Source organism: Shigella sp. FC1567 (assembly GCF_001743015.1).
In the GTDB taxonomy this organism is placed as follows: Bacteria; Pseudomonadota; Gammaproteobacteria; order Enterobacterales; family Enterobacteriaceae; genus Escherichia; species Escherichia coli.
On record NZ_MIIV01000535.1, the window covers coordinates 14,877 to 28,996 of the forward strand.

General features: G+C 54.5%; 7 protein-coding genes and 1 pseudogene. All 8 read right to left on the reverse strand.

Annotated features, from left to right (window positions below):
- Positions 1–85 precede the first annotated feature (85 nt).
- Complete coding sequence (gene dctA, locus BHE85_RS25150; RefSeq protein ID WP_000858214.1) at positions 86–1,372, reverse strand: C4-dicarboxylate transporter DctC; 1,287 nt, start codon at positions 1,370–1,372, stop codon at positions 86–88.
- Positions 1,373–1,554: 182 nt separating this feature from the next.
- Positions 1,555–3,543, reverse strand: coding sequence for a biofilm formation regulator HmsP (hmsP, locus tag BHE85_RS25155; protein ID WP_073692040.1), 1,989 nt, complete (start codon positions 3,541–3,543; stop codon positions 1,555–1,557).
- Between the two features lie 81 nt (positions 3,544–3,624).
- A pseudogene (gene bcsC / locus BHE85_RS25160) lies at positions 3,625–7,098 on the reverse strand (cellulose synthase complex outer membrane protein BcsC).
- Complete coding sequence (gene bcsZ / locus BHE85_RS25165; RefSeq protein WP_001295222.1) at positions 7,080–8,186, reverse strand: cellulose synthase complex periplasmic endoglucanase BcsZ; 1,107 nt, start codon at positions 8,184–8,186, stop codon at positions 7,080–7,082. The pseudogene bcsC and the gene bcsZ overlap by 19 nt, the downstream one beginning before the upstream one ends.
- A 6-nt stretch (positions 8,187–8,192) precedes the next feature.
- Complete coding sequence (gene bcsB / locus BHE85_RS25170) at positions 8,193–10,532, reverse strand: cellulose biosynthesis cyclic di-GMP-binding regulatory protein BcsB (protein WP_011379306.1); 2,340 nt, start codon at positions 10,530–10,532, stop codon at positions 8,193–8,195.
- Positions 10,533–10,542: 10 nt separating this feature from the next.
- Positions 10,543–13,155 (reverse strand): UDP-forming cellulose synthase catalytic subunit, encoded by a 2,613-nt coding sequence (bcsA, locus tag BHE85_RS25175; RefSeq protein ID WP_000025866.1) that lies wholly within the window; start codon positions 13,153–13,155, stop codon positions 10,543–10,545.
- Positions 13,152–13,904: a cellulose biosynthesis protein BcsQ gene (gene bcsQ / locus BHE85_RS25180; protein WP_000279514.1), complete on the reverse strand. Its 753-nt coding sequence runs from the start codon at positions 13,902–13,904 to the stop codon at positions 13,152–13,154. The genes bcsA and bcsQ overlap by 4 nt, the downstream gene beginning before the upstream one ends.
- Before the next feature lie 11 nt (positions 13,905–13,915).
- A complete protein-coding gene (bcsR, locus tag BHE85_RS25185) occupies positions 13,916–14,104 on the reverse strand; it encodes a cellulose biosynthesis protein BcsR (RefSeq protein ID WP_001063318.1) in 189 nt (62 codons plus the stop codon).
- Between the last annotated feature and the right edge of the window lie 16 nt (positions 14,105–14,120).

The window sequence follows — 14,120 nt, forward strand, 5'->3', positions numbered from 1 at the left end:
ACCCAGGTGGTAAGTTCAGGCACAGGGGTCAATTATGCGCAAACACCCGCACTCGGGGAAGGGAGTGCGGGCATAAGTGGTGAGATTAAGAGGATAATTCGTGCGTTTTGCCATCCGGCGCACGATTATTCAGCACATCGTCCAGTTTTTTGTGGTCCAGTTCTTTCACCCACTTAGCAACGACAATGGTCGCTACGCCGTTACCGACCAGGTTAGTCAGCGCACGAGCTTCTGACATAAAGCGGTCGATACCGAGGATCAGCGCCAGACCCGCTACCGGCAAATGGCCCACCGCAGAGAGCGTCGCCGCCAGCACGATAAAGCCACTACCCGTTACCCCTGCCGCCCCTTTAGAAGAAAGCAGCAACACGATTAACAGCGTGATTTGGTGGACGATATCCATCTGACTGTTAGTGGCCTGGGCGATAAACACCGCCGCCATTGTCAGGTATATCGATGTGCCATCAAGGTTAAACGAGTAGCCTGTCGGGATGACCAGCCCCACCACCGATTTGCGGCAGCCGAGTTTCTCCATCTTGTCGAGCATACGCGGCAGCGCCGACTCGGAAGATGAAGTCCCCAGTACAATCAGCAGTTCTTCACGGATGTAGCGGATAAATTTGAAGATACTGAAACCAGTCGCTTTAGCGATTGAACCCAATACCAGCACCACAAACAGGATACAGGTAATATAGAAACAGATAATCAGCTGCCCCAGTTGCACCAGTGTGCCGACGCCGTATTTACCGATGGTAAACGCCATTGCCCCGAACGCACCAATAGGTGCCAGACGCATGATCATATTGATGATGCCGAAGATGACCTGCGAGAAACTTTCGATCACGTTAAAAATCAGTTGGCCTTTGCTGCCCAGACGGTGGAGCGCAAAACCAAACAGTACGGCAAACAGCAGCACCTGCAGAATGTTACCGCTGGCAAATGCGCCAATGACGCTCGCCGGGATGACATCCATAATGAAGGCGACAATGCCCTGGTCTTTCGCCTGATCGGCGTAAACCGCTACCGCTTTCGCATCAAGCGTTGCCGGATCGACGTTCATTCCGGCACCAGGCTGCACGACGTTAACGATGATAAGACCAATAATCAGCGCGATGGTACTGACAATTTCAAAGTAAAGCAGTGCGACTGCGCCGGTACGACCGACCGCCTTCATGCTTTCCATGCCCGCAATGCCCGTTACGACGGTACAAAAGATGACAGGAGCGATGATCATCTTAATGAGCTTAACGAAGCCGTCGCCAAGCGGTTTCATTTGCTCGCCTATTTCAGGATAGAAATGGCCAAGGAGAATACCAATGGCTATCGCTGTCAGGACCTGAAAGTAAAGGCTTTTAAACAGAGAGGTTTTCATAGGGTGTCCTTTAGTAAAACTACAGGTCTTGTAAGGTTATGAGGTACCTGCGGCCTTAAAATAACACCCAGACAACATCACAGAAATGTACCTGGATCATAATTGAAACAAAAAGGTTAAAAAGTTTGAGCTGGCTCGCACAAACCAGCACTTTTTAAAGTTTTGTAATCAGTTTGGGGTAGCTACTTTTCTTCCAGGTAACTCTCTTCGAAGATTTTAATAGGGAGTGGGCGAGCAAAAAGGAAGCCCTGGGCAATACCAACGCCCGCTTTTGCCAGCCAGTCGCGTTGTGCTTCAGTCTCCACGCCTTCGGCAATCATTTGTAAGTTCAGGCTCTGCGCCAGCATGATAATTGCAGCAATCATGCTGCTATCTTCCGGCAAGCCTTCAACAAACATTTTGTCGATTTTCAGTACGTCGATTGGCAACGATTTCATATGCTGCAGCTGACGCAGCCCTGCGTAGCCCATGCCGAAATCATCCAGCGCCACCCGAACTCCGGCATTGCGCAGCGGACGGAGGATTGCCACCGCAGCATGAGGGTCGTCAATACGTCGGCTTTCTGTCACTTCCAGAATCAGTGTTCCCGGTTGAATGCGATAGCGGGTTAACAGTTCCAGCATATCCGCCACCATATTTGGGTGCATCAGTTGCAGCGCAGAGAGGTTTACCGACAAGGGCAGCATAATGCCGCGCTCTTGCCAGGCTGCAAGCAATCGACAGGACTCTTCCAGCACCCAGTGACCGACGGTAACCATCAGCCCACAGCACTCAATGCGATCGATTAAGCCATCCGGCAGGTCCCAACTGCCATCCGGTTGCTGGATACGCAGTAACACTTCCGCACTGACCAGTTTACCGCTGGTCATCTCGACCTGTGGCTGTAACCAAATAGCAAACTGATGATTTTCCAGTGCATTAAGGATATCGCTCTCTTCCGTCAACCGCTTCTGGGCGGCTTCCATCTGCTGCGGATCAAAGAACTGAATCTGATTCTTGCCTTTATGGCGAGCGGTAAATGCCGCAGAAATAGCGCGACTGTAAAGCTGTTCGGCGGTGAGATCGCCGTAGAACATCGCCACGCCAATGCTACAGTGCGGACGGAGTTGAATACGTTCAATCGGCAGGCGCTCGCTCATGATAGTGAGCACTTGCTGACCTAAGGTGATTGCGTGCCACGGTTCCTGTACACCGTTGGCAATGACAGCAAAGTCATAACCGCTAATCTGCGCGAGGATCATACGTGGCGACAGTACCGATTTGAGTTTTTCCACCAGCGTCAGCAGCAGAATTTCTCGTTGCGCCTCTTTCAGCACGCCCGCAGTATCACGCAGGGTTTCACAGGTGATGATCATCAGCGCGGTGGTTTGTTTACGCGCGACAACCTGCTCCAGCATCTCCATCAGCAAGGCTTTGTTCGGCAAATCCGACACCGGGAAGCGCATCGCATTTTCGTTCTGTTCTTCATAATGGCGCTGCAGCAATTGCTGGTTGAGGTTGTAACTGCGCACCAACATACCGATTTCATCGTCCTGATGCAGACGCGGTAATGCCAGTTGGTGACCAACAAGCTCCTGGGCTGGGATGGCGTTAAGTTCGCGAGCAATATTGCGTAACGGATGCAAAATCAGGCGGTTAATGCACCAGCTGATGGCGACGGTCAGGATAAGCGACAAAAGTAAGTAAATGGTCACTAACGTTGAGAGGGTGCTCATCACGAACTTATACATACGGAAGGAATCCGCCTGTAGTACCAGATAGGCAATTGGCTGCGGGTTTGCCGGACGTTCGAGCGAGTAAACGCCCAGCGAGATTTGAACCGGTAGCTCAAACAGGCGAGTAACCATTACCGGCACCGGGCGCTCTGGAATAAAACTTTTACGCAGCGCCTGGAACTGGTTAGGCAGCACTACATCGGCACGGCTGACCACGCCTGCCGGTTTAATGCTGGCAAGAATAGCTTCCGCTTCGGGAATATCGCCTTTCAAAATAGCTGAAGATAAGGGTTCGCGTACAGAGCGAGCAATGCTTTCCAGTTGCGTAGCCGTGTTATAGCGATTCTGCTGGACCAGATGGAACAGCAAAACGGTGCAAAAAATAAAAACGAACACCAGGACAACGGCTGCCACCATTGCCATCTGCTTGATTGTTAACGAGCGACTTACGCGCAAATTGTCTCCCCCCGGAAATCCCAGATTGCCGCCCGAGTATACCCGATCGCAGCGGCATTAAGAGAGGCGCTATCTGAAAACTTACCAGTCGGCGTAAGGTATCAGCGGCTGCGGCGGTAAATCCATGTCACCCTGCCATCCGGCGGCGGAATAACGTACGTAGAGCAGGAAATGGCTGGGTGCGTAATCTTTCGCCTGCTGGATATCAATTGCCGTGCCAACAAACCAGTTGGAAGTAACACGTCGTTCAAGTAATGCCCGCGCCGTGTAGCCGAAGCCCTGACTGCTGCCGCCATCGTTGGATTGCCGCGCAGCTTCTTCCTGCCAGTCGGTCGGGATCAGATTCATCAGCGGATAACGCGGCATGGTTTTGGTGCGTGAATGCGACCACGAGCCAGACGCCCCCAGCTCCCACGACCAGTTTTCCGTGCGCTCCCGCCACATCACCGGTATAGCAAACGACAGGTATTCCTGCGGACTGTAGTAACCGCCCTGACCGAGTGAGTAGCCACTCAGATCTTTGTCGTAATGCCAGATCATGTTGTTCAGGCCGATTGTGACGCGGCGATTGTTCTGGTTAATGACCTTATAGTAATAGCCCGTCATCCAGCGCACGCGCCAGTTATCTTCGACATTTTTACCGGTTAACTGGTCGCCACTAAGCGATGCCCAGACGCCGTTTGCTTCACCTTTATCGTAGCTCAGACTTAGCCCCACACCGTCGGCACGTACGCCACCCCATTTTTTCCCGGTATTGCTCGGGGAGTCTTTTTGCCCACCAAAGGCCAGCAAAGAACTGGAGATGGGCCGACGGTGGGCGTTAACGGTGTAACCCAGCGGCCCGATATCATCGCTGTAACTGATGCCGCCGACCACATCCACCACGTTGAAGCCCATCGGCGTGGTACCGATATCCCAGCTCCAGACGTCATTTCGCCAGCCGACCTCCACGCTGGCACCGGAGTCCGACTGGCTGCGGTTGCCACTACAGTCCTGTAATGTACAGGTGCCCCAGTTGTCATCCCATTTGCCATCGGCATTAGTGGAGAAACTGCCGACGTTCATATTGACGAAATCACTGCGAAAGAACATCCGCCCGTCAGAATACGGCGCATCCACCTGCAACATGGTAGTGTGCGCTTTCAGATCGGAGTAACCACCGGTGCCGCTCGAACCCCAGTAATCGTGCTCGAGGGTGACGTTAAGATCCTGCTGGCGATAGAGGCCCGCCGCATCGCTGCGCACGCCGCGTTTCAGCCAGTCATCTTTCTCGTCGTTACGGGTCAGTCGGGTGAATGTGTCGTTATCCTGCGGACGCGTCGTAGTCACACCGGATGCGACCATGGCGTCTTTGTAGGTTTCCAGCGCCTGCTTTGGATCGCCCGCCTGCGCTTCAAACTTCGCACCGTCGCGCAGCACCATCGCGCTTTCCATCGACGGTGGCTGAGATTTTGCCTGCGGGATCAACTTATTAAACGTCTGCTGCGCCGCTGCGGTATCTCCAAGCTGCGCCTGCGCCAGCGCCACGCGCCGCTGTGTGTTCAGCGAGGCGTTATCGGTAGCGGGCAGTTTCGCCAGCTGGCTACGTGCCGCCGCTGTGTCACCGGCAGCAATATCCACTTCCGTCAGCCCCAGAATGGCATCGGCGTTAGTTGGCTCCAGCGTCAGGACATTCTGATATGCAGCGCGGGCGGCGGTGTAATCACGTCGCTGCTGCGCCCAGTCAGCCAGCGTGAGGTCAATACGCGTGGAAGGTGGTTGCTGACGCAGCATCGCTTCCGCTTCAGCTTCTTTGCCGCTTTCTCGCAGGCGATTAGCGGTTTCCAGCACCTGATCGCTTTGCAGTCGATTAACCAGCTCCTGAATATTGCTGTTCCACTGCGCGCGCGGCAGGCTGTTGATATGCGCCAGCGCCGCTCTGTCCTGGTCATGACCAGAGAGGTACAGCCCGTAAGCGTAAACCTGCTCCGGGTCGTTCGACTTCTGCTGCGCCAGATTGCGCATTAACGTATCGGCCTGGCTGCGTTGTCCGGCCTGCCAGAGATCCTGCGAAAGTCGGTAAGTAATCCATACGCTGCCGGGGTCCAGCGCCAGTCGTTGCCGCTGAAGTGCTGCCGCCGGCGCCCATTTGCCCTGGTTTTCCAGTGCCTCTGCCTGCTGTGCCAGACGGTCGTTTTGCAGGCTGCGTTCGATATCATCAATGCTACGCCGCTGACTGGCAGAGAGCGAGGCGATAAACGCTTCAGCTTTTTCTGGCGATTGCTGGCGGTAAATATTTGCCAGCCCGCGCACGGCGTTAGTGTTGCCGCTGTCCATACGCAAGGTCTGCTGATAATAACGTTCGGCGGCGGGATAATCTTTTCGCGCCATCGCCACATCGCCCAGCCCCAGCACTGCATAACTGTCGGTGTTATCGACATTACGCGCCTGCTGGAACAGGCGTTCTGCCCGGTCAGGATTATTGGCTTTCAGCGCAGCATCGCCCTGCTGGATCGCCAGCCAGTAGCGGTTTACTTTCAGCAGACTGTTCCATTTGTCGTTGTTGCTGCTGTGCGGGTCCAGTGCGAGGGCTTTTTCCAGATTCGCCACTGCATTGGCGCGATCGCCTTTCTGAGAATACGCCTGGCCCAGCGCCCCCAGAGCTTCACTGTCTTTCGGGTTCGCCCGCACCGCCTGTTGTAGTTCGGGAATGGCTTTACCCGCCATACCAGAGTCCACCGCCGCTAAACCTTGCGCACGAGCGCGGAAAGCAGGATCGGCCAGCTGTTTTTGCTGTTCTGCCAGTTGCGATTGCGCAGCCGCCACGCTATCGCCATCACTAAAGATCGAGAGATATTTTTTCAGCGCCGACACACTGGCATCACTGACGGGCATGTCTTTAATCTGCCCGTACCAGATTTTAGAGGCCCCTTCGCGCCCGGCGTTCGATTTTGCCATCTGTTCCAGGACGGCAAAACCTTCGTCACGGCGATCGCTACTAAACAGCAATAGCGCCAGATTGTTTTGCAGGCCCGTATTGCCCGGTGCATCCGCATTGATGCGTTTTAACTGATTAATCGCTTCGCCACGGCGAGCCGGAATTTTCGCCACCGTACTCCAGTACTCGACAGCAATGTCACCTTCCGGCGGCGCACCGTTGAACAGTTTGTTGTAACTCGCCACAGCTTCTTCTGCATGACCGGTCGTCGCCTGCAATCGTGCCTGTTGCAGTGCCTGACGACCATCCGGCGTGGAAAGTAGCATCGTAGTCCGCGACGATTTATACGCATTTGAACTCGGCGCTAACTGCGACAGCCGATCGAGCTGTTTTTGCGCGCCATCAATATCGCCCTAACGTAACAAAGAACGGAAACGGGCGGCAACGACGTCCGGGTTATTCGGATCAATAAGTTCCAGCCGATATAACGACTGTTGCACCAGATCTTCACGATGGGTCGCTTCGCCTAACCGAACTTGCTCCAGCAACTGTTGCTGAGCGGTTGGTGCTGCCTCGACCATCGGCATGACGGCCAGACCGAGGGAAAGCGTGAATATGTTTAGTGTGAATTTGCGCATTCCTGGCCCCAGTCAGGTAATAACTCACCTTTTGTCGAGAAGCGGAAACGGTGTTGATCCCAGCCTTGTCCAAACAGGGTCAGCACATAGTTGTAATAGGCATCGCTGCCGGGAAAGTTATCGGCCACGCGCTGACGCTGAACGGCCTGCGCATCGCGGTTTTGTAAAAAGGGCAGCATGGCGGCAGAAAAACCGACTGGTCCTTTACCCTGCGCTTTCCCCGTAGCCACATCCACTTTTTCCGGCGGATAACCGTTTTTCTCAGTGAATGTCGCCATCGGTTTAAACCGGTTGAGCATCCGCGCTTTCTGCGGATCGCTGTCAGGCATCATGCCTACCCACATGTAAACGCGGATGGCGTCGTAGCTGCTGATCAATGTTTTTTCGGCTTTTAGCTGCCAGCCTTTGTCTTTCTCATAACGCACCCAGTCTGGCGAAAAGCCTTTCGGGGCGGTTTCCAGCAATAAACGTTGATTGGTTTCGCGCAGCGTAGTCCACGGCGCGCCAAAGCGGGTGAAATACTGCGCCAGCGTCGGCGGCAGGTAGCTGGGGTTAAAACGCCAGCTGTTATCCTCAGCAAAACCCACTTTGCCCGGTAACAACATGGAACCCAGCCCAGGCACCGTCACCACTTCCTCCCGCGCGATACGTTTTAGCAACGCGCTGCCGATGTCGGTATAACGCTGCTCTTTCCACAAACGCCCCGCCTCCAGCAACGACCAGGCCATCCAGACATCACCATCGGAGGCCGAATTGCTGTCCAGCACTTCCCACTTACTGTTCTCTTTCTTGCCCCACAGCCAGGCGGGCAAACGTTCTTTTAAAGAACCCTGAGCGAGATTGTTCTGCGTCCAGTCGAGAATATTATCGAAAGCTGCACGGTCGTTAGCCGCCAGGGCAAAGAACATACCGTAACTTTGCCCTTCGGAGGTGGTGATTTTGCGCGCGTCGCTGGGGTCGATGACGCGCCCTTCCTGACTGATGTAATCCTTTTTAAACTGCTCCCAGGCAGGCCAGGTACAGGCTGCCTGAACACTAAAGGCAGCCAACAACAGCATCGTCACGATTCCACTACGCAACACATTCATCTTCAATTACTCGTTATCCGGGTTAAGACGACGACGACTAATAATTCGCAGCAGACGCCACAGTACCCATGCCAGCAATATCACACTGATAGCCGCCAGCACCGCCAGCAGAATCGGATGGTTTGCCAGCGCATACCACACGCGCTCGAACCACGGCAGATGACCTACGTAATAAACGTCGCCAACACGTAGGCTGTTGATACCGGACTCGCGGATCACCGCGACCGAACCGAACATGGTGGCGCGTTTGCCGCTATCGTTCACCGCATCGTTAAGCATTTCATAACCGCGTGGGCTATCTGCCAACAGCGCAATCACGCTGCGCTGGTCGTTATACGGCGACTGGAAGCCAATCACCGCCGCCATCGCACCGGAAGAGGTCAGCGTTGACCGGGTTTCTGCCGCGCGATCGCTCTCGTCCGGCACAATGCCGGGGAACGGGGTCTGGCGCATCGGTGTTTTCACCCAGCTTTCGGTCGCCTGCACCAATAGGTCGATCTGCTTATCGTCTTTCAGTTTGTCCGGGATACCACCGATGATCATGATGTCGGCATCTTTGCCCTGAATGGTGCTGCCATCATCGGTCACCGTCAGATTAATCGCCGGGAAGCCCGTCTGTGCGCCGATAAAACCAACAGTATTCAGCAACGTTTCCATCTGTGCTTCGTTAGGCGCTTTCGGCATCACGGTGATGGTTTGCGACAGATCCGCCATCCGGCTGAATGGGAAGCCCGCGTTAGCAAAGGCGCGTAGATCCGGCATCGGGATGAAGTGGTAATACTTCGAGAAGTCGATGGTGGAGTCGTCACCAATCACCACATGATTCTGCACCGGCTGGAAGGTAATACAGTTATCCACCGAACCGCCCGGCATCGGGTTCATATACTCAAAGTCGAAGCGCAGCTGGTTGGTCGCGCCCAGTTTCAGCGCCGGAATAGAGACATCTGTTTTGCCATCCAGCAAACCTTGTAATACCGGAATCCGCAGCAGCAGGCGGTTCGCCTCCTGTTTGCTGCTCAGGTTGAAGGATTGCAGGAACTGGTTATTCAGGCTGATATCCATCCGCGAACTGTCTTTCACCGGCGGCATGGTGTAGCGGTAATTAATATCCATATCAATGCCGGTACTGCGCATCAGGTAGAGATCCGGCGGCAGGTTTAGCGAAACGTTAATCGCTGCTGGCTCAAGACCGCTGGATTGTAACTGTTCTTCATAGGTTTTCAGTTCGCCAAATGTGACCGGACGATCGGTACGTACCCAGTTCGGCGCATCGTACGGCTTACGCGGTAGCAGCGGTTTCACTTCATTCACTACCACGCTTTCACCACGGAACAGAATGTTACCCTGAGCGATACCTTTCGCTGCCTGCAACAGGTCTTTGTCGTCACGACCAAACACCACCAGCAGTTTGACGTAAGGATTCTGCGGATGGTTGATCATCTCAATCACCGGGGCTTTTACCGCCGGATGATCGCGCAGGAAGTCCGGCCGTTTGTCGTTGGTTGCAAAGACAATGGCATTACGATCCGGCAGTTGGTTATAGAGCACCGGGAAGTTCTGCCCACGCCAGCCAGAACGCGAACCAAACCACGAGGCGACAATGGCAGATGCTTGTTGCAGCCCAACATCCGGCGCACCCGCAAAGACCATCGGCAAGGTGTTAGTACGGTTATCGCGCGGGTCAAAGAATGGCACCGGGAAGTGTGACAGGTCATTCTTCACATTCAGGGTCTGATAGGTCAGATCCAGTCCACTGCTCCGCCCAACATCCAGCCAAAGCGTGGTGCTGGCCGGGTTTTCGCACACGTCCTGATAATGGCCGACAAACTCCAGCCGCACACGGTTGAAGTCGGTAATAAACAGTGGGTTAATGGGCATTTGCGCCAGCGTTTTTTTACCCAACTGTTCTTTGGTCACTGGCAGTACGCCCATCAGCTCATCATTGAGATAAACCTTTAACTGCGACTGGACAGGCAGTAACGATGGCGATGGCATGTATTCGAGGTTGAGCATCGCCTTCGTCACCACTTCATCGCTGCGCATACCAAACTCAATGCTGCCGTTCGGGTTAATGCCACGTAGCACCATGCTACCCGGCGGAGGCGCAATTTGCGCAAAGGTCAGCTTCACATCACGCGAAGGACCGTTCTGCGCCACGACTGGCGCATCAGCGCCCTGCACGCCCGGCATCACTTGCCCCACCTGCGGATTTTGTTCCGTCTGGGCGGCTACAGCTGGCTCAGCATTGATCAGTGGTTGCGTTGCTGGCGTCGCCTGCGTCATGAAAGAGGGGAACGCACTCATCCCCATAGCCACTGCACAAATCCAGAATAGTTTTCTTTTCATCGCGTTATCATCATTGTTGAGCCAAAGCCTGATCCGATGGTTGTGCCGTTTCGCTCCGCTCCGGGCGGCGCAGAATAAACGATACAACCCAGGAAACCAGAGAAGTCAGCACACGGAATATGCCCTTCACCGAAGAAGGCGCAAACTCCGCCAGATGGCGGTAGCCACGGAAGCCGAGCTTCAGAATATCCAGCAGACTTTCCAGCGGCTTATCTTCCGGGTAGCTGTCCTGCCAGAGCGCCCATGTATCCGCACGGGCAAACGTACACTGCACAAAATCGATATGTTGCTGGGTGGTGAGCGGCATTAATTTCAGCCCAACTTCATTACCCATCACGCGCGCCACCTGGGTCGGGAAGACGTATTCCTGCTGACCGCGTTTAAGCAACAGATTCACTTTCTGCCCTTCCAGAATCTGCGCCTGACCGTTGATCTTGATCCCCAAACCACCGTCGGAGAAATCCTGAACGGTACACGAAAAGAGGTGACCATCTTCGCGGGCAATTGCCGCGGGCATCGTCATCTCCACGCGGTGCGATCGGCGTACCTGTTTGCTTTCTACCGATACCGCAACTGCGCCGCCAAGAACAATCAGGTTGTAGAACACCCACACCATACTGACGACCACGGTGAGCATCTCGGTTGGCGGGCCATAGAAGTAGCGCCAGATGCCGACCGCAACACCCACCAGGTTGAGCAGAACAAGGAAGATGTAGGGCCGCGAGATCACCCAGTCGACGTACTCTTCTTCCACCAGTCCACCTTTGGCGGTGACGTTAAATTTGCCTTTGTGCGGGTTAATCAGCGCCACCAGCGTCGGTGGTGCGATATACCACGCCAGCACCGTTTCGTAGATTTCACTCCAGAAAGAGTGGCGATATTTGCCCTGGATCTTCGAGTTGGTCAGGCTGGCATGGATCATATGCGGCAGCACGAACAGGGCGATCATCAACGCTGGCGCATAGATGATGTAGGCATGAAGCAGCAGGAACGCCAGCGGCGCAGTCAGGAAGATCAGTCGTGGAATGCCCGACAAGAAGTGGAACATGGCGTTGACGTAGCACAGCCGCTGGGCGAATTTCAGCCCTTTACCGGTAAGCGGGTTATCGAGACGGAAGATTTGCACCATCCCGCGTGCCCAGCGAATACGCTGACCGATATGCGCCGACAGACTTTCGGTCGCCAGCCCCGCCGCCTGCGGAATACGCATATATGCAGAGGTGTAGCCACGACGGTGCAGGCGCAGAGACGTGTGCGCATCTTCGGTTACCGTTTCGACAGCAATACCGCCAATTTCATCCAATGGTTTGCGACGAATTACTGCACAGGAACCGCAGAAGAAAGTGGCGTCCCACATATCGTTGCCATCCTGCACCAGACCATAGAACAGCGTGCCTTCGTTCGGCGTTTTACGAAAACGCCCCAGGTTGCGTTCAAACGGGTCCGGCGAGAAGAAGTGGTGCGGCGTCTGCATCATCGCCAGCTGTTTCTCTTTCAGGAACCAGCCCATGGTCATTTGCAGGAACGATCGCGTTGGTACGTGGTCGCAGTCGAAAATCGATACGAACTCGCCTTTGGCATATTTCAGCGCATTGTTGATGTTGCCCGCTTTCGCATGTTCATGAGTGGTGCGGGCGATATATTTCACCCCCACGTTTTGCGCAAACTGGCGAAACTCTTCCCTGCCGCCGTCATCGAGGATCCAGATGTTCAGTTTGTCTTTCGGCCAGTCGATACCCAGCGAGGCGTAAATGGTATTTTTCACCACGTTGAGATCTTCGTTGTAAGTCGGGACAAAGATATCCACCGACGGCCACAGCGACATATCTTTCGGCAATGGCACCGGCTGACGATTCAGCGGCCATACGACCTGGAAGTAGCCGAGCACCAGCACAATCCACGCGTACGTTTCAGCGAAGAGCAGAATAAGCCCGCACACCAGGCTGACCGGATCGTCCCAGTTCAGCGTAGAGGTGTAACGCCACCAGATATAACGGCAAGAAACGGTCAGCGACAGCACAATCAACATTAGCGCCGAGAAGCGCCCCGGCATCCGCCGTACGATCAGCGCTACACCCCACAGCAGCATCAGGAAGATAAACTGCGCCAGCGGGTTAAACGGTTGAGTAACGCAGATTAACGCCAGAATCAGCGAGAAGGTGACGATGATACCGAGGATCAACCGCCGCGCCCCGGCACTCAAATGACCGAGCTCTTTTTTCTCATCAAGATGCTGTGTTTTATGGCTAACGCGCTCAGGCAGCTCGTTCATCCATTGATGGTAACGTCCACGAATATTCTGCAGACCTGAAAATGCCCGCCTGCGCGGTTTCGGCGTTTCTTTGCGCGATGTACCGATCAGTAACCAGCATGTTTGAATGAGATAACGGACCGGGTCCAGCGGACGCGAGGCGTTGATATGCGGATACAGGTTTTTATGTTCTGCGCGAATACGCTGCCAGCGCGGGTGCTCCAGCGGAATAAAAATCCAGGCCAGGATCATCCAGAAACAGCCGAGCGTCGCGCTGAAAGCCGACGCACCGTGACGACGATAATCGCGATAACGCCCGATAAGCCGCGCGTTGACCGGCGGGATAAGCAACCACCGGGTCAGGATACTCATGATGCACTCCCGACTGGCGTTTTCAGCCCGGAGTAGTTCAACAGGCACCAGTTCGCCAGCGTCAGTATCTCTTCAGCCGCCAGCGCATCACTGCGATATTCACCTACTGGTTGCTTAGCCGCCAGGCATTCAGCTATCGCTTCATCACGATGAATGAGCATCGGCAGTAATCGGCGCTGGCTTTGCAACCAAAGCTGGTAAATATCGTCCTGAACCTGACTGCCAATACGGAAGTCATTAATCAAAATATGTGCGCCATCCGGCAGCGCTTGCTGATGCAGTCGGATATGGCAGTTGGCATCCACATTGACGATTGCCAGCGAGTGATCGCACAAACTCAGCAGCTGGTGGGTTATCTGCGAGGCATCACGCGGTAAGTCGATTAAAATCCACTGGTAACGCCCGCTGGCTTTTAGTTGCTGTAAGCCGGAGCAAATATCGCTCAGCCGGGTTTGCCTGTGCTGTGGATTTTCTTGTTCTTCAATGGATAACTGACCAAAAGGCAGCAAATCGAGCTGCGAGGTGTAGCGCAACCCAGCGTCACGCCAGTCCTGGCCATCCAGCATCGCTCTGGCCCAGCCCTGACGGTGGGTAAAATCAACATTAAATGACAGGCGCAACAAGTTGTCCGGGCAGGCATCGACCACCAGGACATTTTCTCCCAACATTTGTAATGACCAGGCTAATGCGGCGGTGATGGTTGTTGTCCCCACGCCTCCCCGCACCCCCTGCAATCCCAGTACGGCCATTCACCAATCCCCTACTTTTGTTGCGCAAACTCTGCCAGCAACGGCCAGCGTTTTAATGCCGCGGCCAACTGTTCGCGTTGGGAAATATCGGCATAATCAATATCAGGCAGTGAAAATGCCTGCTTTAACGCCACAATATCATTCTGGAAGATATAGCCTATCGCGGGATCAGGCAGAGTATCTGGTTCATTGTTATTCATTTTGCTTGATCCCTAT